Raw genomic sequence first — 24,213 nt, forward strand, 5'->3', positions numbered from 1 at the left:
CACCCCGACGACGCATGAGGCCCCCATCCAGCAGGATGGGGGCCTCACGCGTCGTCTGCAGCGGATCTGCGCCTCAGCCCGCGAGGACGTCCTCGAGCTCCTTCGCCAGCACCTGACGGGGCCGTCCACCGACGATCGAGCGAACGAGCTCTCCACCGGCATAGATGTTGATCGTCGGGATCGACACGATGCCGTACGCACCCGTCGTCGCCGGGTTGTCGTCCGTGTTGAGCTTCGCAACCTTGACACGGCCCGCGAACTGGACTGCCAGCTCCTCGACGATCGGCGCGACCTGGCGGCAGGGGGCGCACCACGGCGCCCAGAAGTCGACGAGGACGGGAACATCAGCCCCGAGGACCTCCTCGGCCCACGTCGCGTCCGTGACGGTGAGGGCGGCCATCATGCCTCCACGGCGACGGCCGCAGGAGCGTCGTCGAGAGCCGCGAGGAAGTGCTGGGCATCGAGAGCTGCCGAGCATCCCGATCCTGCGGCCGTGATCGCCTGGCGGTACGTGTGGTCGACCGCGTCACCGCACGCGAACACACCCGGCAGGTTCGTCCGCGTCGAACGGCCCTCGACAACGATGTAGCCGTTCTCATCGAGGTCGACCTGACCCTTGACGAGGTCCGTTCGCGGTTCGTGGCCGATCGCGACGAACAACGCGGTCGCGTCGAGCTCACGCTCCTCACCCGTGACGGTGTCGCGGAGGGTCAGCGAGCGAACCTTCTGGTCGCCCGCGATCCCCACGACCTCGGAGTTCCACGCAAACGTGATCTTCGGATCATTCTTAGCGCGGTCGGCCATGATCTTCGAAGCACGGAGCTCGTCACGCCGGTGGATCATGGTGACCTTCGAGCCGAAGCGCGTGAGGAACGTCGCCTCCTCGACGGCGGAGTCTCCGCCGCCGACGACAGCGATGTGCTGGTCCTTGAAGAAGAACCCGTCGCACGTCGCGCACCACGAGACACCGCGGCCAGAGAGTCGCTTCTCGTCGTCGAGACCCAGCTCGCGGTACGCCGAACCCGTCGCGAGGATGACCGCGCGGGCCCGGAAGACCTTGCCCTCCGACGTCGTCACCACCTTGACGTCACCCGTGAGCTCAAGTTCCGTCGCGTCGTCCCACTCGATCTCGGCACCGAAGCGCTCCGCCTGCTTCTGCATGCCAGCCATGAGCTCAGGGCCCATGATGCCCTCGGGGAACCCGGGAAAGTTCTCGACCTCGGTCGTGTTCATGAGGGCACCGCCCGCAGTGAACGCCCCCGCGAGGACCAGGGGCGCCAGGCCGGCGCGGGCCGCGTAGACGGCAGCCGTGTACCCGGCGGGACCCGAACCGACGATGATGACGTCGCGGACGTCGCCGCTGTGCTCGTTGCTCACGTGCTCTCCACTCTTGAGGTCTTGCGCCTGGTCAACGCCCGACGGCGCACACTTTGTTCCATCCAGGTCACGACACAGAGATCTCTCGGATCTCGGCACGGTTCTGGCCCGAGGTCTGCGGCAGCTCGGTGAACCAGAGCACGACGTGCTCCGCCTCGACAGGCGTCGCCACGTCGATCTCCATGTCCTTGTCGACAGGGCCCTCGTAGAGGACGGTGCCCTCGTCGGGCTTCGACGGGTCGGTGACGCGCACCTGCATCCGACCGCCCGTGCTGTTCGACTGGATGTAGACGGTCGAGACGGGGGCGGGCTTCTCGAGGGACACCGCGATCCCGATGCCGCGCTTGCCCATGCCCGCGAACGTCGCGGACCGGTACGTGCGCGAGAACCAGTACGTCGTCGGGTCGAGGTCGATCGCCCGCGACGCAGCTTCTGGATGCTCGTTCTCGTCACCGTCCGGGTCGAGCTGCTGCACGGAGGCGATCGCCGGAAGGACCGGAGGCACGGTCGTCGTGGCCGTCGCCTGGGGTTCACCTGTGGAGTCCGTCGGGACGGGCCGCGCGTTCGAGCCCCACTGGAACGGTGACCGGAACCCGCTGAGATTCCCTGCAGCCCACACCACGCCGCCGAGAGCGAGGACGAGCGCAAGCACGAGCGTCAGCGCCGTGGGATTGAACCGAACCGTTCGCAGGTCCTCCGCGCGGCCGCGACCGCCACCGGCACCTGGGCTCGTGGGCCGCACTGCGGCCGCTGCACGCGCCGGTGCCGGGCGGCCGGTCGCACCGACGACCGCATCCCACGCGGGCGCCGCCGATGACCCGCCGGAGGTCCCTCCGCGGGGCACACTGCCCGCTGCGATGACCGGGGCGAACGTCGGGGCCGGAACCGGAACCGGCGGCGGAACCGCGGCGGAGCTTGCGGCCGAGGCCGTCGCCGCCATCCCGCCGAGGACGCTCGAGCGCTTGATGGGCGACGCCGCGGGCGGTGGCTGCGGCTTGCCGGGAATCGTCGGTACGGCAGGTGAGCCGTCGAACATCGTCCGCACGGAGGTACGCGCGCGCGACGTGCTCTCGGCTGCGGTCTCCACGGCGTCGGCCGCCATCACCGAGTCCTCGCGGAAGCTGCCGGTCTCGTCCTCGACCGCCGCGAGCTCGTCGGACGGCGTGTCGACGTCGTCGACCTCACCGGCGTCGGACGGGGCTGCGAGCCCACCGGCCTCGCCCACGTCCGGCACGGCGCCGGGCGCACCGTCGAGACCCCCTGCGTCGGGCACGTCGTCGGGCACGTCGGACGCGTCGTCCGACACGTCGACGGCACCCTCCGCAGGAACGTCGACGTGCGTGACGAGAGGAACCGGCGCTGGCTTCTCGGGCTGCGGCACCGGAACCGAGACCTTGCCCCACGGCGCGAGCTCGTCCGCGACGGCGCTCGGCGCGCGCAGCGTCGGCGTGAGCGTCGTGAGGAGCGAATCCGCGATGCTCGCGAGCGCGACCGCCTCGACGTCGTCGTCCGACGGCTTGTCGAGGGCCCCGCGCGGGACCGGGACATCCCCGATGCGCTGACCCGTGAGCGCGAACTGCAGCAGCCGGCCGAGCCCGGCCGCGTCCGCGGGCAGGCTCGCACGGGAACCGTGGAACCCACCGTCCCCGAGCGCGCCGTCGAGGCCAAGACCTTCGACGAGAACCTTGCCCGGGGCGACGTGCACGACCGACGGCCGGAGCGCCGCATGATGGACGCCGCGCCGCTCGGCGACGGCGAGCGCCTCCGCGACCTCCCCGACGACGGCCCGCGCCTCAACACCGGAGAGGGGCCCATGAGCGTCGACGATCTCCTCGAGGCTGCGTCCTCGGGGCCGCTCCGTGACGACGTACGGAGACTCGGGGACCTGGCCGACGTCGAGCACCCGGGCGAGCCGGGGATCGGCGATGAGCGCCGCGCGGCGGGCCTCGTCGAGCGCGACCGTCGCCCGCGAGCCCGAGACGAGCGCGACGAGCACCTCCCGGCCGAGGATCTCGTCCTCGGCGGACCACCGCTCGACGTCCTCGACGTCGGAACGAACACGCTGCCGCAGGCGGTACCTCTCGGCGATCAGGTCTCCGACCTGCGACTCGGTCACGGTGCCCCTTCCGACGGACGTCCCGGGGCACACGGCGTGCGCCGCGCCGCCCCGGAGCCAATCCTACGGTGGCCGTCCACCGGAACTGTGAGGCTAACGTGAAGGCATGCCCGACCTCTGCCCGTGCGGCTCCGGCTCGTCCCCCGGCACGTGCTGCCTCCCGCTCCTCCACGGGGAGCGGTCCGCCACGACACCCGCCGAGCTCATGCGGTCGCGCTACACCGCGTACGTGCTCCACGACTCCGACCACGTGTGGCGGACATGGCACCCGCGCACCCGACCCGAGCACCTCGACGTCCGGGACGGACCTGCATGGTCGGGGCTGACGATCCATAGGACGACGGGCGGTGGGCCCGACGACCAGAGCGGCACGGTCGAGTTCACCGCGACATGGAGCGGCCCCGAGGGCGTCGGACACCTCCACGAGACGAGCCGGTTCGCGCGGCGGGCAGGACGCTGGTTCTACGTCGACGGTGACGTCGACGAGGGCTGAGACCTACCGTCAGCGACGACGGCGGACGACCCTCTCGACCATGCCCCGGAGCGCCGCCGTCTCCTCGACCCGCATGAGCCGCAGCAGGCCCACGTAGACGAGCCCGATGACGAGTCCGACGACGACGCACGCGAGGACCGCCCACGGCCACGACGCCGACGCCCGCTCACCGAACAGCGAGAGCACCGCGAACCCCGCGACACCACCGACGAGCGCCGCAACACCCGCACGCACGTGCAGCCGCACGACGCGTGGCCCGTCGACGCCGTCGAGGCGCCTCGAGAGCGCCCGAGCGCGCAGCAGCACACCGACGAGGTTCGACAGCGCCATTGACGCCGCGATCCCCACGACCCACAACCGGGGCGGCAGGACGACCGAGCCGAGCAGAGACCCGACGACAAGGGTCGCAGCGATCGGCAGCTGGATCGAGAAGATCGTGCGGCCGTCCTCGAACGCGAAGTACACCCACTTCATCGAGACCATCGCGCCGAGCGGCACGAGACCCAGGGCCATGACGCCGAGCACCTCGGCGATCGCCGCCTGGCTCGTGAGCGACATCGATGGGACGAGCACCCGCACGAGCGGCTCGCGCAGCACGACGAGCACCGCCGTCGCGACGAGCGTGAAGACACCGATCGTGCGCAGCCCGCGGGAGAGGTCCCGCCGCACGAGATCGTCGCGCCCCGCGTGCGCCGCCGCAGCCATCCCCGTGAAGAGCGCCGTCGCGACCGACACCGTGACGAGCGAGTGGGGGAGCAGGTAGATCATGAGGGCCTGCGTGTACGCGCTCGGGCCCGCGACACCGGCGACAGCCGCGGACCCGTCGCCCGCGGCCCACGGCGCCGACGACGCGATCCGCGTCGTCACCGCGATCGCGACCTGGTCGACGAACGTCGCGCCGAGGGTCCACAGCGCGACCTTGCCCGCCGTGCGCAGACCAGCACCGCGCGGGTCGAAGTTCGGACGGATGCGGATCCCGGCGGAGCGCAGCGCCGGGACGAGGACCGCCACCTGCGCGAGGATCCCGAGCGTCGCGGTGCCAGCGAGGAGGAGGACCCGCGGCGACGTCCACCAGCTGACGTCGTCGAGCTCGGCACCGGGCTCGTACCAGCCGTACATCGCGACGAACACGCCGAAGCCGAGGATCGACACGACGTTGTTCATCGCGGGGGCCCACATGCCGGGGCCGAAGACCTTCCGCGCGTTGAGCACCTGCGAGAGGACCGCGTACATGCCGTAGAAGAACAGCTGCGGCGCGCACCACAGAGCCATGACGACGCCAAGCTCCAGCTGGGCGGCCGACCACTGGGACCCGCCGAGCGCGAGGACGATGACGCCCATGCCGAGCATGACGACGGCCGTGAGGGCGAGGAGCGCGACGGCAGCCGTGGTGACGAGCTTGTCGACGGTGCGCGCGCCGTCGCGCCGTGCGTACGCCTTGACGATCGCCGGGACGAGGACGACGTTGAGCATCCCGCCGAGGACGACCGCATGGATCATCGACGGGATCTTGTTCGCGACGTCGAACGTGTCGGCGGCCACGCCCGTCGCGCCGATCGCCCCGACGAGGAGGATATTGCGGACGAAGCCGAGGCCGCGCGAGGCAGCCGTGCCGGCCGCCATGACGAGGCTCGAACGACCTAGGCTGTCCCCGGACGTGGTGCTCGCGCTGCTCAAGCGTCCTCCAGGGGGCGGATCGGAGCCGTACGACGGGCCGAGCGGCCGCGCCGGATCGTACGGACGACGCCGCCGAGGACGAGGAGCGCGAGCAGGCCGCCCATGACGCCCGTGCCGACGGTCTCCCACTCGGCGCGCACCCGCACGTCGAACGCGTAGGGCTCGGCGACGACCTCGCCGTCCGGTCCCGTGAGCCGCACGACGACTGAGACGTCGCCGGACCCGATCGCCCGGACGGGAACCTGGACGTTCTGCTCGGACCCGGGCTCGAGCGTCGCGCTCGGGACGTCGAGGACGCTGAGCCGTGGGTCGTCGGGCACGAGGGCGACACCGACCGACACGGCCACCGCGAGGTCGTTGCGCACCCGGACCGGCAGGTTGCCACGGTCGGAGATGAGGTTGATGTCGCTGCCGGCGACGACCGAGATCCCGCCGAGGATCGCGGTGACCTGTGCCCGGGCATCGTCGAGGAGGCGCACGCGGTCGGTGGTTGCGGAGCCCCACGCGACCGAGAGCGCGGCGGACGTCGTCGCGACCGGGGTCGAGCTCAGCGAGGCCGGGTCCGCCGTGACGCCCGCGAACGCCCGCACCTCGGCGACGCGTTCCCAGGCGCGCGCGACGGTGGCGGTACGCAGGTTCGCGACCGGTGAGGTCGTCACCGGCAGGGGCGTGCGGTCACTGGACGGCTGGGGCGTGCCGGCGAGCGTCGAGACGGGTGCGAGGTCGATCCTGCGCTGGTTCTCCAACGTGCCGAGCACGTGGCCGAGCGCGGTCGCGTCGGGTGTCCACGTGCGGGAGCTCGTGACGAGGAGGTGCCGCTGCGCCGCGACGGGTTCCTCACCGACCGTCGCGATCTCGGCGAGGAGCAGCATGAGGTCGTGGTCGCGGTTCGCGGCCGCGAGTTCCGTGGGGAGAGTCGGGTCGAGGGGGGACGTCGCGGACCGGAAGAGCGCGTCGAGCTGCGGATCGGGCACGAGCGCCGTGACGTCGCCCGACGACGTCGCCACCGTCGTGGATCCGGGCGCGGTCGTCGGGCCGACACCCTCGAGACCGTCGTCGACGACGACGAGCCGTCGCCCGGCGGCCGCCGCCGCGGTGAGCACCTCCGTCGACGCCGTGCCCTCCGCGGGCAGCGCAAGATCCGTGCGCCACGAGGCAGCGGCGCGGCGCACGTCGTCGATGGGCGCCGTCGTCGCCGACGCGCCCGCGGTCGCTTCCGCGTCGGGCTCCTGGGGCGCCGCGACGGGAGACCGGTCGTCCGTGAGCGGTTCGACGCCGGCGGCGGCGAGCGCCGCGAGGTCGGGGTCGAACGGGTCGGTCGCGAAGACGTCGCGGCCCGACGCTCCCGCGACGAGCGCGCTCGCCCAGGCGACGGTTCCCGGGGTCCCGGCAGCGGCGCGTTCGACGAGTGCCGGATCGACGACCCACGAGACGCCACGGTGCGCTGCCGTTCCCGCGACGATCGCACCGAGCTGCCCGCCCTCGGCCGTCTCGGACTCGATGCGTGACGTCCATGCGGCCGGGTCGGTCGGATCAGGTGCAGGACCTGTCACGGGGACGACAACGGACAGCCGCACGGGCGCACCGTCCGCCGTCGGGTCCCAGACGAGGAAGCCACGGCCCTCGCCGAGGCGACCCTGCGCGTCGTCAGAGAACGTCACGACGATGCCTCGTGCGCCGCTCGTCTCCGGGTAGGGGAGGAGCCGCAGGTCGGCGGCGGGGGCCGTGAACGTCACGGTGCGTGACGCGCCGGGCGCGAGCGGCTCGTCGAGATCGAGGTCGGCGACGGGCGTCGGGTCGACCGTCGTCACCTCGCCCGCCGCCCAGCCGCGCAGCGCCTCGCGCGACGACAAGCGGTAGCGGACGACGCCGAGGTGGGCATGGACCTTCTCGAGGAGCGTGTCCGTCGTGTTCGTGAGGAGCGCCGAGACCGACACGGTGTCGTCAGGGCCCACGGACCGCGGGGTCACCTCAGTGACGACGACCGCCGGGACCGCCACGGTCTCCTCGGTGACGACCTCCTCGGTGACGACGCGCGGCCCCGCAGCCGTCGGCCCGGCCGTCGCCGCGGCGCTGGACGACGACGTCCCGAGGGACAGCGGGCCGAGCGCGAGCAGCGCGACGAACGTCGCGCCGAGAACCGCACGGCCGCGCATGCGAGCCCGGCCGCCCCGCGCGGGGCGACCTGTGCGACGCGCGGCCATCAGGTCGCCGCGCCGGGGACGGACCTGCCGCGCCCGAGGATCGCGCGGACCTCGGCCGCGAGCCGGCGCTCGTTGGGATAGGAAAGCACCGAGTCGAGATCCGCGAGCGGCACCCACGCGACGTCCTCGGCCTCGTGGTCGGGATCGCCCTCGACCGTGAGGAAGCCACCGACCGCGTCCAGCAGGAAGTGATGGACGACCTTGTGGACGCGTCGGCCCTCTCCCGAGAACCAGTAGTCAATCGCCCCGATCCGCTCGACGATCTCCCCGAGGATGCCCGTCTCCTCGTGGATCTCACGGACCGCCGCCTCCTCGGGCGTCTCCGTGCCCTCGAGGTGGCCCTTGGGCAGGCACCATTCCAGCCGGCCCGCCCGATTGCGTCGGGCGATGACGGCGACGCTTGGCGTCCCGTTCTCGAGCCCCACGACGAGGCCGCCCGCGGACGTCTCCTCGACGACCGGAAGCTGGGAGGTCGGCTGCACGACGGCGCGGCGCACCGCCACATGGTCGATGCGCAGCGCGTGCCCGCCGGGTGGCGCGGGGACGCCGGGACGTCCCTGGCCCTCGGCCGCGTGCTCCTCCATAACGCCACTGTAACGAAGGCCACGGGGTGGCCGGGCCACGAACCGCGGGACCGGTAGGCCGCCCGGCGCTCCATCTGGCACGCTTGGACGTCGTGGACGACGACCTTCTCACCCCGCCAGGACCCGCGACGCTCGAGCAGCTGCGGCGCCGTGCGCTGTCCGTCGTCGCCTCGCTCCCGCCGGAGGTTCTCGAGCTCGGAGACCTGTTCGCAGCGGCAGGTCACGAGCTTGCGCTCGTCGGCGGGCCCGTCCGCGACGCATTCCTCGGACGGTCGTCGAACGATCTCGACTTCACGACGTCCGCGACGCCCGACGAGACGCTCACGCTCCTCGCCCGGTGGGGCGACGCCCACTGGGACATCGGCAAGGAGTTCGGGACGATCGGCGCCCGCCGGTTCGCGCGTCTCGACCGAAGCGACGTCGTCGTCGAGGTGACGACGTACCGCAGCGACGAGTACGACCCCGAGTCCCGCAAGCCGGTCGTGACGTTCGGTGACACCCTCGACGGTGACCTGTCACGCCGGGACTTCACCGTCAACGCGATGGCGCTGCGGCTCCCGCAGCTCGAGCTCGTCGACATCCACGGAGGGCTCGAGGACCTCGCGTCGGGCGTCCTGCGGACGCCGATCGCACCCGAGCTGTCGTTCGACGACGACCCGCTCCGCATGATGCGGGCGGCACGCTTCGCCGCCCAGCTCGGGATGACCGTCGAACCCGCGACGTACGCGGCGATGACCGCGATGGCCGACCGGCTGACGATCGTCTCCGCCGAACGCGTCCGTGCCGAGCTCGACAAGCTCCTCGTCGCCCCGCACCCCCGCCGCGGCCTCGAGGTCCTCATGGACACGGGGCTCGCCGCGCACGTGCTCCCCGAGCTCGTGACGATGCGCGACACGGTCGACGAGCACGGCCGGCACAAGGACGTCTACCAGCACACGCTCACCGTCCTCGAGCAGGCGATTGACCTCGAGACCGGCCCCGACGGCGCCGTGCCCGGGCCTGACCTCGTCCTGCGCCTCGCGGCGCTCCTCCACGACTGCGGGAAGCCCGCGACGCGTCGCTTCGAGCCCGACGGTTCCGTGAGCTTCCACCACCACGAGGTCGTCGGCGCCAAGCTCACGACGAAGCGGCTGCGTGCGCTGCGGTACGACAAGGAGACGATCCAGCAGGTCGCCCGGCTCGTCGAGCTCCACCTGCGCTTCCACGGCTACGGCGACGGCGCGTGGACCGACTCCGCGGTCCGCCGCTACGTCACGGACGCCGGACCGCTCCTCGAACGACTCCACCGCCTGACGCGCGCCGACTGCACGACGCGCAACAAGCGCAAGGCCTCGCGGTTGCGCGCCGCCTACGACGATCTCGAGCAGCGCATCGCGACCCTTGCGGAGGCCGAGGAGATCGCCGCGATCCGTCCCGCGCTCGACGGCAGCCAGATCATGGCGACGCTCGGCGTACGGCCCGGCCCGCTCGTCGGCCGCGCCTACAAGCACCTGCTCGAGCTCCGCATGGACCGCGGCCCCATGAGCGAGGACGAGGGCCGTGAGGCCCTCCTCGCGTGGTGGGCGGAACAGCCCGAGGCCGCCGAGGCCTGACGCACGACGACCCCCGCACCACGCGGTGCGGGGGCCATCGCGCTGCCGTCCGGCGGCGTGCTGCCTGCTCAGTCGGCGACGATCGCGAACGCGTCGATCTCGACGAGCATCTCCTCACGGGGCAGGCCCGTGAACACCGTCGTGCGTGACGGCAACACGCCCGTCGTCGAGTGCTCCCCGACGAACGCACCGTACGCCTCGTTCATGATCGGGAAGTCGTCACGGCTCGTGAGGTAGACGCGCAGCATCATGATGTCGTCGAACGTCGCTCCTGCAGCCTCGACGATCGCGAGGACGTTGCGGAGCGTCCTGGTCGTCTGCGCGGCGACGTCCCCCGGGAACAGGTATTCGCTCGTCTCAGGGTCCACAGGACCTTGACCCGAGACCTGGACGAACGGCCCGCGACGCACCCCCTGGTGGAACGTGTGAGCGGGCGCGGGGGCGTCCGACGTGCTGACGGCGACCTTGGGTCCGACGGTCATGTTTCTCTCCTCGCTGGTGACGTGCTGCTCCGACGCGTCGCACGTCAGAGCTGGGTCTCGACGATGTCGACGGCTCGGCCGACGTCATCGACGACGACGACCGTGCGCCACTTGTCGAACGCGGTGCACGGGTGGGAGATGCCGAGCGTGACGACCTCCCCGGGCTGGAACGACGTGGGCACGGGCTGGTTCGGGGACGCGGCCGTGTGCCGGAGGTACGCGTGCTGGTCGTCAATCTTGACGACCTCCCACCCGACGGCGTCGAGGACGACCGGCAGGTCGATGTCGTACGGAAGGTGCCGACGTCCGGCCCCGAGGACCGCGAGTCCCTGCTCGGGGTTCGAGAGGACCTGCGCGCGGACCCGCAGGGCGGGACGGGGTGCGGACACGTCCCACGCGGCCGGCATGCGGCGCCACGGGTCGGCCCTCACGAGGAGGCCGTCGTCGTGCGTGAGATAAGCGCCTGCCCGGACGACTGGCAGGACGTCGACCGCCGTGCGATGTCCGGGCGGGACGATCCCTCCCGGAAGGGCGTCGAGCACGACGTCGAGGTACGCGCTGCCCCCGGCCGAGACGACGACCGTCGGCTCGACGTCGTGCAGCCCCGGCGAGGTGAGCGTGACGACGCCACCCGCGACGAGCCGCCCCGCGAGCTCCCGCAGGTCCGCGACGAACCGACGGACCGTGGCGAGCGCCGCGTCGTCCTGACCGCGCGCGACCGAACCCTCGTAGCCGCTCACTCCCCGCACCCGCACCCGCTGCGCGTGCGCGAGACGACCGAGCGCCTCGGCCTCCTGGAGGCTTCGCGCTCCGGCGCGACCACCGTTCGCACCCAGCTCGACGAGCACGCCCGGCACGGGGGCGTCGTCCTCGAGCGCACCCGGGATCGACGAGAGCACCCCCGCGAAGACCTCGAGCCCCCGCGCCGAGTCGACCTGGACGAGCACCTCGACCGGGCGACCCTCTGCAGCGCGTCGAGCGAGCTCGTGGCACAGCCAGCGGAGGTCACGGTCGTCGAGCATCTCGTTGGCGACGACGACGCGGCGAAGCGCGGGAAGCTCCCAGGCGAGCACGGCCCGCAGCTGTGCACCGTCGGCGACCGTGATGCCCCAGGCGCCCGCAGCGAGCTGACGCTCCGCGAGCTGCGGGGACATGTGGGTCTTCGCGTGCGGCGCGTGGAGGACTCCGCACGTCGCGGCGACCTGCGCCATCGCCGCGACGTTGTGGTCGAGCGCCTCGACGTCGATCGTGAGGAGCGGCCACGAGAAGAGGTCGTCGTCGAGCGACGGCCGCATCACCGCGAGGTGCGCGCGCAGCTCGTCGATCGGCGTCGGCACGTCGAGACGCAGCCCCTTCGACCACGGCCCCAGCACGGTCCCCGCCCTCGTCATGGTCGTCGTCATCGTCGACCACCTTCCCTCTGGGGGCGCAACGCGCGCCCTGGCGTGGCTCCCGAGAGCCGTCCGTCGGTGAGCACCTGCACGCCGGCGACGACGACGTCGTCGATGCCGTCCGCAGGGAGTCTCGGGTCGTCGTACGTCGCCCTCGTGGCGAGACGCAGCGGGTCGACGAGCACGAGGTCCGCGATAGCGCCGACGCCGAGCGTGCCGCGTCCGAGCGAGTGCACGCGTGCGGCACGGCCCGCGAGGTGCTCGGCCGCGTCCGCCCATGTCCAGGGACCGGCCGGGGCGAGCATGCGTTCGAGCGTCGCGCTGAACGTCGCCCAGCCGCGGGGGTGCGGCCGCGACCCGGGGAAGATCGCGTCCGAGCCGACCGTGTGACCACCGTGCGCGGCGAGCGCGGTGAGCGACGACTCCGTGCCGGTCGGTGGCTGCTGGAAGATGCACGTCACCCGGAGGTCGGAGGCGACGAGCACGCGGAGCGCCGCGTCAGAGGGCGACGTCTCGAGGCGTGCCGCGACCTCAAGCAGCGGCAGACCCTCGGCCCAGGCGAGCTCGCCGGGGACGGACGCGAGGGTCACGCGGGGCCAGAGCTCGTCAAGGCTTCCGAGGTGCGCCGCGACGCGAGCCGCGGTCACAGGGTCAGCGAGCGCAGCCCTGGTCGCCGCACCGTCGGCGAGCGGCAGCCACGTCGGCAGGGCGACCATCGAGAGGATCGAGCAGCCGCGGAGGAACGGGTAGGAGTCGTACGTCATCCGCACACCGCGCGCCTCGGCGGCGGAGAGCGCCCCGAGGATCTCGCCCGCAGGCCCGTGGAGGTGGGAGACGTGGGTGCGAGCACCGGTCGCGAGCGCGAGGTCCGCGAGCTCGCCGAGGGCTCGGGCCGCGTGCTCCTCGTAGCCGCGCATGTGGCTCGCGTGGACGAGGTCACGGCGCGCGACCTCCGTGAGGATCGCCTCGAGCTCGGCGCGATCCGCGTGCGCGGCCGGCACGTACTCGAGGCCCGTCGACAGGCCCACCGCACCGTCGTCGAGCGCCTCGGCGAGCAGCGCGACGATGCGCTCACGCGCGACGGCGTCGGCGGGCACGTCCGACGCGCCGAGCACGGCGTGCCGGATCGTGCCGTGCGGCGCGAGATAGGCGACGTTGACCGGAACCGTGCCCTCGTACGTCGCGAGGAGGTCTGCGACCGACCCGCCGCGGAACGTCGGGTGCGCACCGAGGATCCCGGCGAAGTACTCGTTGGCCCAGCCGCGACCGTCCGGGTCCGGCGCGTAGGAGACGCCGTCGAGCCCGAGGACGACGGTCGTCACACCCTGGCGCAGCAGCGCCGTCTGGACCTCCGGGTCGAAGACCGCCGACTCCGCGTGCGAGTGAGCGTCGACGAACCCAGGCAATACGACGCGACCCGCAGCGTCGACGACGGGCCCCGACGCACCGTCGACCGCACGGCCGGCGGGCACGATGGCCGAGACGACGTCGTCCGTCACGTGGATGTCGACCGGGTCTGAGAGCGTCGATCCGAGCGGGAGCACGGCACCGCTGACGATCACGACCCGGTCCCGTCCGGGGGGGTGGCGGCGACACCGGCGTCGCCGTGCTCGTTCCCCTCGTGCCAGCCGCCGACGTGTCCCTCGGGACCCGCGGCCGCGAGCGTCGCTGCAAGGTCGATCGGCCAGCCCGGCAGCCCCGGAAGCTGCTGCCAGGGCAGCGGACCGTCGAGCGGGCGGAACTCGACACCCGCCGCCGCCAGGCGTGGCAGATGAGCATCGACGAGCCGGGCACGGAACTCCTCCTGCGCCGCGGAGCCGAGCGACCGATCCACCTCGGGCGACCACGCGACCTCAGCGAACGCAGCAAGACGAGGGAAGGTCGCGTAGTCGCGGCGCCGCGCGTCGTGGAGGTACTCGGACCACAGGCACGCCTGGACGCCCAGGACACGGCCAGGACCCACAGGACCGGTGAGTGCGAGGACGTCGGCCGGCAGCGGTTCGAACGCGTAGACGTCCTCGACCGTGCGCGCGAACCCGACAGGGACGGGTTCCGCATCGCCCTCAGCCGCGCGGTGGTCGAGATAGACGACCTGCTCGGGCGCCATGACGACGTCGTGCCCCGCCTGCGTCGCCCGCACTCCCGCGGCGAAGCCGCGCCATGACGTGACGATCGCCTGCTGCGGCAGGTGCTCGGTCACGCCTTCGTCCCAGACGACGGGACGGCGCCCGCGCGCGAGGACGTGCTCCGCCAGACGACCGAGGAACCATCCGTGGAGCTCCGCGACCGAGCCGAGGCCGAGCGCCTCCGCCTGCGCGACGACGTGCGGAGCGTCCTGCCACAGGTGCGGGGGCACCTCGTCGCCGCCGATGCCGAACCACGGGCCGTCGAAGACCTCGACAAGTTCGTCGACGACGGTGCGGAAGAAGTCGAGGCTCGCCTCCGACGGGTCGAGGACCTGCGTCGAGATGCCCCACGTCGTGCGGACCTCGTGCGGCTGCTTCGACACCCCGAGCTCCGGGTAGGACGCGATCGCGGCCTCGACGTGCCCCGGCACGTCGATCTCGGGCATGACCTCGACGCCACGGGAACGCGCGTACGCGACGATCTCGCGCAGGTCGTCCTTCGTGTAGAAGCCGCCGTGCGGGCGGCCGTCGAGGTTGGGGAAGCGCCACGAGCCGACCTGCGTCGTCGGACGCCACGAGCCCACCTCGGTGAGCCGGGGGAACGCGTCGATCTCGACGCGCCAGCCCTGGTCGTCCGTGAGATGGAGGTGGAGGACGTTGAGGTGGTGGGCCGCCGCGAGGTCGATGAACCGCAGGACGTCAGACTTCGGCAGGAAGTGCCGGGCGACGTCGAGCAGGATGCCGCGCCACGCGAAGCGGGGGGCGTCCTCGATCGACACGACGGGAAGCTCGATCCGGCCGATGTTTCGGACGGGGCCGCGCCGGAACCCGTCGGGCCCTGCGAGCTGGCGCACGGTCTGGACGGCCGCGAAGGCGCCGTCGAGGTCTCCCGCGGCGATCTCGACGCGCGTGCCGGTGCGACGCGTCGAGATCGTGTACCCGCCCGCGGGGAGGACGGGATCGAGCAGGAGTGTCACGGGAGCGTCGACCTCCTCCGAGAGGACAAGGTCGACCCCGTGGGCTTCCGCGGCGTCACGGGCCCAGGCGCGGGCTGCCGGACGGAGCTGAGGAGCGACACGCATCCGCGCACCGTCGTGGAGGGCGACGGTCCCCTGACCCGCGGCGACAGATCGCGGGAGGGGGAGCGGGCGACGTGACGCCGCGGAGCCGGTCACAGGCCGCTGGTGCCGAAACGGTCACCGGGGCCGACGCCGCTCGCAAGCTCCTCGCGGACCTCGCGACGGAGCTTGCCCTGGTTGGTCGGCTCGGGAGCAGCGGAGAGGAGCAGCTTCGTGTAGTCGTGCTGCGGGTTGAGGATGACCTCGTCCGACGGACCTCGCTCGACGACCTTGCCACGGAACATCACGAGGATCTCGTCCGAGAAGTGACGCGCCGTCGCGAGGTCGTGCGTGATGTAGAGGACCCCGAGGTTCTCCTCGCGCTGCAGACGCGCGAGGAGGTTGAGGACACCGAGACGGATCGAGACGTCGAGCATCGAGACCGGCTCGTCGGCGATGAGGAAGCGCGCGCCCGGGGCGAGCGCGCGGGCGATCGCGACACGCTGACGCTGGCCGCCCGAGAGCTCGTGCGGACGACGCTCGGCGTAGCTCTCCGCAGGGAGGAGGTTGACGCGCTCGAGGAGCTCGAGGGTCTTTGCCCGGAGCTCGTCCGAGGTCTTCGCCTGCCCGTGGATCCGGAGCGGACGCTCGAGGTGGTGGGCGATCGAGTGGAACGGGTTGAGCGACGCGAAGGGGTCCTGGAAGACCATCTGCACGTTGTTCCGGTACTCGCGCAGGCCGCGGCCGTGCGTCGCGGAATCCTCGCCATCGAGCAGGATCTGCCCCGACGTCGGCGTCTCGAGCTTGGCGATCATGCGTGCGACGGTCGACTTGCCCGAGCCGGACTCGCCGACGAGGGCGATGGTCTTGCCGGGCTCGAGCGTGAAGCTCACGCTGTCGGCCGCGCGCAGGTGGGAGCTCTTGAGACCCTTACGGATCTTGAAGTCCTTCGTGAGGTCACGGACCTCGAGGCTGCCGGTCACTTGCCCACCTCCGTCTCGGTGATGCCGGTGCGGACGAAGTCGCCGCGCTCTCCGAAGAGGCTCGGGAAGGATCCGAGGAGCTTCTTCGTGTACTCGTGCTGGGGTGCGTTGAGGATGTTCTCCGCGGTATCGAGCTCGACGATCTCGCCGGCGCGCATGACGGCGATGCGGTCCGAGATCTCCAGGAGCAGCGGGAGGTCGTGCGTGATGAAGACGACGGCGAAGTTGAACCGCTCGCGCAGGCGCATGATCTCGCGGAGGATGCCGCGCTGGACGACGACGTCGAGGGCCGTCGTCGGCTCATCCATGATCATGACCTGCGGGCTGAGGGCGAGTGCCATGGCGATCATCACGCGCTGGCGCATCCCGCCCGAGAGCTCGTGCGCGAAGGAACCGAGACGGTTCGGGTCGACGCCGACGAGCTGGAGCAGCTCGGCCGAACGTTCCTCCTTCTCCTTGCGCGACATCGCCGGACGGTGCGTCGTGAAGATGTCGTGGAGCTGCGCGCGGATCGAGATCACCGGGTTGAGCGAGTTCATGGCGCCCTGGAAGACCATGGACACCTTGTCCCACCGGAAGGCGCGCAGCTGCTTGTCGCCGAGAGCGACGACGTCGATGTCCTCGCCGCTCTCGTCGTGGAACGTCACGGAGCCGCTCGTGAGGAGGGCCGGCGGCTTGAGCAGCCGGTTGAGCCCGTACGCGAGCGTCGTCTTGCCGCAGCCGGACTCGCCGGCGAGGCCGAGGATCTCCCCACGGTTGAGAGTGAGCGAGACGTGCTTGACGGCCTCGACGGGTGGCTTGACCTCGTAGGTGACAGAGACGTTGGTCGCCGTGAGGACGGGGGTCTGCTGCGCCAGGTAGGCGGCGTGCTCGGCGGAGCTCAGCGGTGCGGTGATGGTCATGTCTCAGGCCTCCTTCGGGGTGGCGGAGGACGCGACCTCGGCGCCGGCCTTGCGCGCCTTGCGGACGCTCTTGACGGCGGCCGGAGCGTTGCGGAGCTTGGGGTTGATGATCTCGTCGATCGAGAAGTTGATGAGCGACAGGCCGCAGCCGAAGAGTGCGATGAGGAGGCCCGGCGGGACGAACCACCACCAGGCACCGACCTGGAACGCGTTGTGGGCCATCGCCTGGTTGAGCATGACGCCCCACGTGAGAGAGCCGGACGGGCCGAGACCGAGGAACGAGAGGCCGGCTTCCGCGAGGATGGCGGCGATGAACGCCCCGAGGAACTGGGCGGCGAGGAGCGGCAGGAGGTTCGGGAGGATCTCAACAAGGATGATGCGGTGCGGGCGCTCGCCCGCGACACGGGCGGCGGCGACGTAGTCGCGGTTGCGCAGCGACCGGGCCTGCGTCCTCAGGACGATCGCCGGCCCCGCCCAGCTCGTGAGACCGAGGATGATCGCGATGACGATGAGCGAGCGGCTCTCGAGGTAGGCGGCGATGACGATGATGAGCGGCAGGCCGGGGATGACGAGCATGATGCTCGTGATGAGCGAGAGGACCTCGTCGGTCCACCCACCGATGTACCCGGCGATGATGCCGAAGACCAGGGAGAGAAAGATCGCGATACCGCCGGTGACGAGACCGACCATGAGCGACCCCGCAGCACCCTCCGCAAGCTGCGCGAGGACGTCGGCGCCGAGGTTGTTCGTGCCAAGGAGATGCGCACCGCTCGGAGGGAGGAACCGGTCGGAGTCGTAGTTGCGCGGGTCCTGGGTGACGTACGGCGCGATGATCGCGAAGAGCGAGATGCCAATCGTGAGGAAGAGTCCCACGGCAAGCTTGCCGGTGAGGCGGGGCAGGAAGGCCTTGACGCCGCCGCGCTGCGGAGGACCGGACAGGGTGGGCCTGGCGGCCTCGGTCGCGGGCGAGCCGACGTCGGCGCCGGCGGACGGGGTGAGATCGATGTCAGACATTCTGGCGCGCCCTCGGGTCGATGAGTCCGTAGAAGATGTCCATCACGAAGTTGGCCGCGAGGACCGTGAGCGTGATGACCAGGAAGACGCCCTGCATGAGGGCGAAGTCCTTCTGCGTGACCGCGGTGATCATGAGCTTGCCGATACCGGGGTAGGAGAACACCTGCTCCATGACGATCGAGCCGGCGACGACGAACCCGAGGGTGATCGTGAAGCCTGCGAGCGAGGGGAGCGAGGCATTACGCGTCGCGTACGTGAGGAAGACGCGGGAGGGCTTGAGCCCCTTGGCCTCAGCCGTCGTCACGTAGTCCTCAGAGAGCGTCGCGACCATCATGTTGCGCATGCCGATGAGCCAGCCGCCGACGGACGAGATGACGATCGTCGCGGCGGGGAGGATCGCATGGAACGCGGCGTTCGAGACGAAGGCCCAGGACATCTCCGGGCCCGCCCGGAACTCACGGGCGGAGTACCCGCCGATGATGGGGAACCAGCCGAGGTTCACGGAGAAGACCGCGACGAGGACGAGCGCGAGCCAGAAGTAGGGGATCGACTGGAGGAGCGCCGAGCCCGGGATGAGGCTGTCCACCCAGGTGCCGCGCTTCCAGCCGGCCCAGGCGCCGAGGCCGACGCCCAGGACGAACGCGATGACGGTCGCCGTGCCGACGAGGACGAGGGTCCAGGGGAGCGCCTCGGCGAGGAGCTCGGTCACGGGGGTGGGGTACTTCGTGGTGGAGACCCCGAGGTCCCACTGCAGGAGGTTCGACCAGTACCGGGTGTACTGCTCCCAGAGGGAGTCGTCGGGTGAGCCGAAGAGGAGCTGGATCGTCTGCTCCATGGCCGGGGTGATCTCGCCACCCTGGCGGAGCAGGTTCTCCCGGAAGATGTCCGCGGGATTGCCGGGCATCAGCTTGGGGATGAAGAAGTTGAGGCTGATCGCGGCCCAGAGGGTCACCAGGTAGAAGGTGATCCTTCTGACGTAGAACTTCATCGTGCTGCCATCCTCACTTCGATCCAGCTCCTCTTCGGCTCAGGTGTCACTTCTTGGGGCCCTGCACGTTGCCGAGCACGATGCCCGAGGAGACGGAGCCCCACGAGGACGGGAACGCGAACATGTTGTCCTCGGTCGGCCAGTTGCTGTAGTCGACCGTGTTGAAGAACGACTGCGTCGCGTTGATGATGAGCGGGATGTACGGGAGGTCGCGCACGATCTCAGCCTGGACCTTGCCGTACGCCTCCTTCTTCACGGCCTCGTCACGCGTGCCAGCGGCCGTCTGGATCGCCTCGTCGACGATCTTGTTGGAGTAGCGGGTCATGTTCCACTCGCCGGGCTCGAGGTTCGTGCCGACCTTCTGGGTGTAGTCACCGGTGAACCAGTCGCGGTAGAGCTGGAACGGGTCGGCGAGAGAGGTGCCCACCATGCCGCCGATGATGAGCTCGTAGTCGCCGGAGAGGCGGGCGTTGGAGAAGCCGTCCCAGTCGGTCGTCTCGACCTTGACCTCGATGCCCGCGGCCTTGGCCTGCGACGCGATGAGCTCCGTCGCGGAGACGTAGTCCGACCAGTCGGAGATGACCTTGAGGGTCATGGAGACCTTCTGGCCGTCCTTGGCGAAGATTCCGTCCGAGCCCTTGGCGTAGCCCGCGTCGGTGAGGACCTTCTCGGCCTCCGCGACGTTGGCCTGCTGCGCGATCTCCTTGGGCATGCCGTCGGCGATCCACTTGTCGTCACGGCCGAGGAGCGCGAACGTGGGCGAGATGGTGCCGGCGAGGCCGACGAACGCCTTCTCGTTGATCGTCGCGCGGTCGAGCGCGAGGCTGAGCGCGTTGCGCACGGCCACGTCCGTCTGCGCACCCTTGCAGCCGAGATCGGCGTTGGCGCAGGTGTAGAGGACGGTCGGGTCCATCGGGGTGTTGACCATCGCGACGTCACCGGTGCCGGTGATCGACTCGGGGTTCGGCACGAAGAGCGACATGTAGTCGATCTCGCCGGCCTGCATCATGGCCTGGGCCGAGCTGTTGCCGTCGATCGCGAGGTACTGGACCTCCTGGAGCGCCGGCTTGCCTTCCTGCCAGTAGTTGGGGTTGGCCTTGAGCGTGTACGACGCGGAGGTCGCTGCCTCGAGGACGAACGGCCCGGTGCCGACGGGCGCCTTGTCGTTCGCGAAGGCCACGAGCTTGTCAAGCGATGTGAACTCGCCGAAGACGTGCTTGGGGACCATGAAGCTCGCGCCGAGGACGGCCCACTCGTTGGTGAACGAGGGCGCGTTGAACTTCAGCTTGACGGTCGTGGCGTCGACGGCCTCGGCAGACTCGATGTACGCGGCCTTGGCGACGTTCGTGAAGGAGAAGACGACGTCGTCGGCGGTGAAGTCCTTGCCGTCGTTCCACTTGACGCCCGCGCGGAGCTTGATCGTCAGTTCCGTGCCGTCCTCATTGAACTCGAAGGACTCGCCGAGCATGGGCTCGGGGTCGACGGCCTTCGTCTTGTTGTAGTGGAACAGCGTCTCGTAGATGGGGCCGAGCGCGCCGTGGAGCACGGTCGGCGCGTAGGGGTTGAAGTTCGGCGTGATCGGCGACTGCGAGCCGGCGAACACGACGAGGGGGCGGTCGACCTTCTCGGCCGGGCCGTCGGACGTCGGAGCCGCGGAGCCACCCGGCTTCGGGTTGTCCTTGGGGTCGGTGCTGTCCGAGCATGCTGCGGCGAGCATCGCGATGCTTGCCGTGAGAGCCACCACGGGGAGCATGCGCTTGCGGGTAGTGCGGAACATTCGTCGTCCCTTTCGCTCAATGACGCATCATTGCGCCAACGGGCCTCCGTCAGGAGGGCTGCAGCCATAGTAAGGAACACTTACTTAGGTCGGGTGGCGTGCGACACAGTCGTTACCAAGTCGAGACTAAGTTAGGTAGCCAGCCTGACAAACTTTCGCTGACTTCTGAACTCGCAGTGTACGTAAAGCGCAAACTCAGGGGGGTGCGATGGTCATCCCAGGACTTGAGGCCCCATGAGGCCGTGTCCATTCCGTGGTGTGGAGCGCAGCAGTCGCACCGCGTCAAGGCGTCGGACGGGGAGCGCGAGCCCCTCGCAAGCCATAGACGGACGCGACGACGACGTACGTCACCGCGAGCACCGCGTACAGAGGCCGCGAGTAGCCATCGTCGGGCAGCGCGACCGCGGCGAGCGCCGCTGCACCCACGAGCCCCGTGTTGTAGAGGACGTCGTAGAGCGCGAACGCCCGCCCCCGGAAGTCGTCCGCCGTGTCCCGCTGGACGATCGTGTCGACCGCGATCTTCGCCCCCTGCGACGACAGGCCGAGCGCCGCCCCCGCGACGAGCATCATCGGCAACGACACGTGCACCGCAAGGGCCCCTTGCGCGAACGCGCCCAGCCCCAGGCAGACGAGGATCCAGCGGCGCTGGCCGAGCCGCGCCCCCACCGTCGGCGAGAGGACGACGGCCGCCGCGAAACCCAGTCCCGTCGCGGCACCGACCTGCGCGAACACCGCAAGGCCGCCCGAGGAGTCCGACGGCGGTGCGAGGTAGTTCTTTGCGAGAAGGATCCCGTAGACCATCGTCATGCCGAAGAGGAACCGGTGCAGCGACATGACGACGAGCGCCTGCCCCGGCGTACCGCGCCGCACAAGGTAGCGGGCGCCCGCGAGAAGGTCCCGCGCCATGACGCCGAACGCCTCGCGCACGGGCGTCCGGTCCGGCTCCTCCGGACCCAGCCGGTCCTTCGCGAGCCGCAGCGCGAGCGCCGACGCGCCCGCCATGAGCAGCGCCGCGACGACGACCGCCGCCGCATCCTTGACCCGTCCCGACGGTGCGACGAGCCCGAGGAGCAGCCCGAGTCCCGCGCCCACGCCCGCCGAGACAGCGCCGAGCGTCGGCAGCAACGAGTTCGCTGTGAGCAGCAGCGGTCCTTCGACGATGCGCGGCAGTCCCGCCGACAATGCCGAGAGCAGGAAGCGGTTGAGCGACAGGTTGACGAGCGCGAGCACGTAGATGCCCACGCCGAGGTCCTCGCCGACCGGGGTCGCGAGCATGAGCCCGCCGATGACGAGCGAGAGCGCCGCCCGGAGGAGGTTGGCGACGAGCAGCACCTGGCGACGGCGCCACCGGTCGAGGAACACCCCGGCCCACGGCCCCACGATCGTGAACGGCGCGAGGAGCACCGCGAAGGCGATCGCGACCTGGCCCGCACTCGACGCGCGCTCGGGCGAGAAGAAGAAGAGCGTCGCAAGCCCTGCCTGGAACATGCCGTCGGCGGACTGGCTCACGACCCGGATCGCGAAGAGGCGTCGGAAGTCGCGGATCCGCAGGAGTGTCCGGAGCTCGGCAAGAACGCGCACCGGATCACGGTATCGCTCACCTGCGGGAACGGGAGAGCCCCCGCGCTGTACGGCGCGGGGGCTCTCCCGTCGGTGCTCGTCGCTGAGGGCGGTCAGCGCTCGATCTCGCCCGCGAGGAACGCCTCAAGACGGGCACGGCCGACGCCGTCCTCCATCTGCAGCGGCGGCGACTTCATGAAGTACGTCGACGCAGCGTGGATCGGGCCGCCGACGCCACGGTCCTTGGCGATCTTCGCCGCGCGGAGCGCGTCGATGATGATGCCGGCCGAGTTCGGGGAGTCCCAGACCTCGAGCTTGTACTCGAGGTTGAGGGGGACCTCGCCGAACGCGCGACCCTCGAGGCGCACGTACGCCCACTTGCGGTCGTCGAGCCACGCGACGTAGTCCGACGGGCCGATGTGGACGTTGCGGTCCTCCTTCTTGCCGGACAGCGGGCCGTCCTCGAGGTTGGACGTCACGGCCTGCGTCTTGGAGATCTTCTTGGACTCCAGTCGCTCACGCTCGAGCATGTTCTTGAAGTCCATGTTGCCGCCGACGTTGAGCTGGTACGTCCGGTCGAGAATGACGCCGCGGTCCTCGAAGAGCCGTGCGAGCACGCGGTGCGTGATGGTCGCTCCGACCTGCGACTTGATGTCGTCGCCGACGATCGGCACGCCCGCGTCCTCGAACTTCGCGGCCCACTCCGGGTCCGACGCGATGAAGACGGGGAGCGCGTTGACGAACGCGACGTTCGCGTCGATCGCAGCCTGCGCGTAGAACTTCGCAGCCTTCTCCGAGCCGACGGGGAGGTAGCAGATGAGGACGTCGACCTTGTTGTCCTTGAGCTGCTGGACGACGTCGACGGGCTCGGCGTCAGACTCCTCGATCGTCTCGGCGTAGTACTTGCCGATCCCGTCGAGGGTGTGGCCGCGCTGGACCGTCACGCCGAGCGGCGGGACGTCGGCGATCTTGATGGTGTTGTTCTCGGAGGCGAGGATCGCCTCCGAGAGGTCGAAGCCGACCTTCTTCGCGTCGACGTCGAGAGCCATGACGAACTCGATGTCCTTGACGTGGTAGTCGCCCATCTGGACGTGCATGAGGCCGGGGACCTTCTGGTCGGCCGGGGTGTCGCGGTAGTAATGGACGCCCTGGACGAGCGACGCGGCACAGTTGCCGACGCCGACGATGGCGACGCGGATGGAGGTCATCCTCGCTCCTTGATGGTCGTGCCGGGACGCGGGTCGCCCTCGGCTTCGTTCTGCGTGGTGCTGCCCGGAGCGCGTCGCGCCTCGGACCGCGGAGCACGGGCACGCCCGCGCTCGGTGTCGATGAGCTCGTCAAGCCAGGCGACCTCGTGCTCGACCTGTTCGAGGCCGTGCCGCTGAAGCTCGAGCGTGTACTCGTCGAGACGCTCGCGGGTCCGGTTCGCGCTCTCGCGCACCATCTCCAGGCGTTCGGCGAGCCGCGTGCGACGTCCTTCGAGGATGCGCAGGCGGGTCTCGGCGTCGGTCTTCCCGAAGAGGGCGAACCGCACGTCGAAGCTCTCGTCCTCCCAGGCCGCGGGGCCCGACGAGGAGAGAAGTCCCTGCAGGTGCTCCTTGCCGTGCGCCGTGAGCTCGTACACGATGCGCGAGCGGCGTCCGGAGAGCGCGTGCTGGGGAGGAGCGTCCTTGGTCTCGGTCCCGGCGATGAGCGTGCGCTGCTCGAGCGAGCGCAACGCCGGGTAGAGGGAGCCGTAGGAGAGTGCGCGGAACGATCCGAGCACCATGTTGAGCCGCTTGCGCAGCTCATACCCGTGGAGGGGAGAGTCCGCGAGGATGCCGAGGATCGCGGTCTCGAGGACCTCCGACCGTGCGCGCACCCTGCACCTCCTCCGTGGGTCGTCCCGT

General features: G+C 70.6%; 20 protein-coding genes. 2 read left to right on the plus strand and 18 right to left on the minus strand.

What is annotated here, in order from left to right; translation table 11 throughout:
- Positions 1–73: 73 nt before the first annotated feature.
- The 3 genes from trxA to IGS67_RS07775 form a co-directional block, all read right to left on the minus strand.
- Positions 74–400, minus strand: coding sequence for a thioredoxin (gene trxA, locus IGS67_RS07765; protein ID WP_235977978.1), 327 nt, complete (start codon positions 398–400; stop codon positions 74–76).
- Entirely contained in the window at positions 400–1,377 is a 978-nt protein-coding gene (gene trxB, locus IGS67_RS07770) for a thioredoxin-disulfide reductase (RefSeq protein WP_328742003.1), read from the minus strand. The genes trxA and trxB overlap by 1 nt, the downstream gene beginning before the upstream one ends.
- Positions 1,378–1,444: 67 nt before the next feature.
- Positions 1,445–3,493 (minus strand): protein kinase family protein, encoded by a 2,049-nt coding sequence (locus tag IGS67_RS07775; RefSeq protein ID WP_192279390.1) that lies wholly within the window; start codon positions 3,491–3,493, stop codon positions 1,445–1,447.
- Between the two features lie 106 nt (positions 3,494–3,599).
- Here IGS67_RS07775 and IGS67_RS07780 point away from each other — a divergent pair, with 106 nt between their 5' ends.
- Positions 3,600–3,986 carry a YchJ family protein gene (locus tag IGS67_RS07780; RefSeq protein WP_192279392.1) on the plus strand — a complete coding sequence of 129 codons (387 nt, stop codon included), beginning with the start codon at positions 3,600–3,602 and terminating at the stop codon, positions 3,984–3,986.
- 9 nt (positions 3,987–3,995) lie between these two features.
- Here the strand turns inward: IGS67_RS07780 and murJ are convergent, their stop codons facing one another.
- From murJ to IGS67_RS07795, 3 genes are read right to left on the minus strand one after another with little or no spacing between them, the layout of a single operon-like run.
- Positions 3,996–5,609, minus strand: a complete 1,614-nt coding sequence (murJ, locus tag IGS67_RS07785; protein WP_235977979.1) for a murein biosynthesis integral membrane protein MurJ — start codon at positions 5,607–5,609, stop codon at positions 3,996–3,998.
- A 50-nt stretch (positions 5,610–5,659) separates the two neighbouring features.
- On the minus strand, positions 5,660–7,867 hold the full coding sequence (locus IGS67_RS07790; RefSeq protein ID WP_192279395.1) for a DUF6049 family protein: 2,208 nt from the start codon (positions 7,865–7,867) through the stop codon (positions 5,660–5,662).
- Complete coding sequence (locus IGS67_RS07795; RefSeq protein WP_192279397.1) at positions 7,867–8,451, minus strand: NUDIX hydrolase; 585 nt, start codon at positions 8,449–8,451, stop codon at positions 7,867–7,869. Before IGS67_RS07795 ends, IGS67_RS07790 begins: the two co-directional genes overlap by 1 nt.
- A 92-nt stretch (positions 8,452–8,543) precedes the next feature.
- On the opposite strand from IGS67_RS07795, the gene IGS67_RS07800 reads away from it, so the two are divergent.
- The gene (locus IGS67_RS07800) at positions 8,544–10,043 is read left to right on the plus strand and encodes a CCA tRNA nucleotidyltransferase (RefSeq protein ID WP_328742006.1); all 1,500 of its coding nucleotides are present in this window, start codon (positions 8,544–8,546) and stop codon (positions 10,041–10,043) included.
- A gap of 68 nt (positions 10,044–10,111) precedes the next feature.
- Here the strand turns inward: IGS67_RS07800 and IGS67_RS07805 are convergent, their stop codons facing one another.
- The 12 genes from IGS67_RS07805 to IGS67_RS07855 all read right to left on the minus strand — a co-directional run bounded on the left by IGS67_RS07805 (position 10,112) and on the right by IGS67_RS07855 (position 24,185).
- Positions 10,112–10,525: a RidA family protein gene (locus tag IGS67_RS07805; protein ID WP_192279402.1), complete on the minus strand. Its 414-nt coding sequence runs from the start codon at positions 10,523–10,525 to the stop codon at positions 10,112–10,114.
- A gap of 44 nt (positions 10,526–10,569) precedes the next feature.
- A complete protein-coding gene (locus IGS67_RS07810) occupies positions 10,570–11,928 on the minus strand; it encodes a type III PLP-dependent enzyme domain-containing protein (protein WP_235977980.1) in 1,359 nt (452 codons plus the stop codon).
- The gene (locus IGS67_RS07815) at positions 11,925–13,478 is read right to left on the minus strand and encodes an N-acyl-D-amino-acid deacylase family protein (RefSeq protein WP_192279404.1); all 1,554 of its coding nucleotides are present in this window, start codon (positions 13,476–13,478) and stop codon (positions 11,925–11,927) included. Before IGS67_RS07815 ends, IGS67_RS07810 begins: the two co-directional genes overlap by 4 nt.
- On the minus strand, positions 13,475–15,217 hold the full coding sequence (locus tag IGS67_RS07820; RefSeq protein ID WP_328742011.1) for a beta-N-acetylhexosaminidase: 1,743 nt from the start codon (positions 15,215–15,217) through the stop codon (positions 13,475–13,477). The genes IGS67_RS07815 and IGS67_RS07820 overlap by 4 nt, the downstream gene beginning before the upstream one ends.
- Positions 15,214–16,083: an ATP-binding cassette domain-containing protein gene (locus IGS67_RS07825; RefSeq protein WP_192279406.1), complete on the minus strand. Its 870-nt coding sequence runs from the start codon at positions 16,081–16,083 to the stop codon at positions 15,214–15,216. Before IGS67_RS07825 ends, IGS67_RS07820 begins: the two co-directional genes overlap by 4 nt.
- A complete protein-coding gene (locus IGS67_RS13660) occupies positions 16,080–16,985 on the minus strand; it encodes an ABC transporter ATP-binding protein (protein ID WP_210767139.1) in 906 nt (301 codons plus the stop codon). The genes IGS67_RS07825 and IGS67_RS13660 overlap by 4 nt, the downstream gene beginning before the upstream one ends.
- 3 nt (positions 16,986–16,988) lie before the next feature.
- A complete protein-coding gene (locus IGS67_RS13665; RefSeq protein ID WP_210767140.1) occupies positions 16,989–17,999 on the minus strand; it encodes an ABC transporter permease in 1,011 nt (336 codons plus the stop codon).
- Entirely contained in the window at positions 17,992–18,987 is a 996-nt protein-coding gene (locus IGS67_RS07835; RefSeq protein ID WP_192279408.1) for an ABC transporter permease, read from the minus strand. The genes IGS67_RS13665 and IGS67_RS07835 overlap by 8 nt, the downstream gene beginning before the upstream one ends.
- A 46-nt stretch (positions 18,988–19,033) precedes the next feature.
- Positions 19,034–20,764, minus strand: a complete 1,731-nt coding sequence (locus IGS67_RS07840) for an ABC transporter substrate-binding protein (protein ID WP_192279411.1) — start codon at positions 20,762–20,764, stop codon at positions 19,034–19,036.
- A 282-nt stretch (positions 20,765–21,046) separates the two neighbouring features.
- On the minus strand, positions 21,047–22,345 hold the full coding sequence (locus IGS67_RS07845; protein WP_192279413.1) for an MFS transporter: 1,299 nt from the start codon (positions 22,343–22,345) through the stop codon (positions 21,047–21,049).
- A 92-nt stretch (positions 22,346–22,437) separates the two neighbouring features.
- Positions 22,438–23,532, minus strand: coding sequence for an inositol-3-phosphate synthase (locus tag IGS67_RS07850; RefSeq protein WP_192279415.1), 1,095 nt, complete (start codon positions 23,530–23,532; stop codon positions 22,438–22,440).
- On the minus strand, positions 23,529–24,185 hold the full coding sequence (locus tag IGS67_RS07855) for a PadR family transcriptional regulator (RefSeq protein WP_192279416.1): 657 nt from the start codon (positions 24,183–24,185) through the stop codon (positions 23,529–23,531). The genes IGS67_RS07850 and IGS67_RS07855 overlap by 4 nt, the downstream gene beginning before the upstream one ends.
- Positions 24,186–24,213 lie beyond the last annotated feature (28 nt).

Source organism: Flavimobilis rhizosphaerae (assembly GCF_014852685.1).
Classification (GTDB): Bacteria; Actinomycetota; Actinomycetes; order Actinomycetales; family Cellulomonadaceae; genus Flavimobilis; species Flavimobilis rhizosphaerae.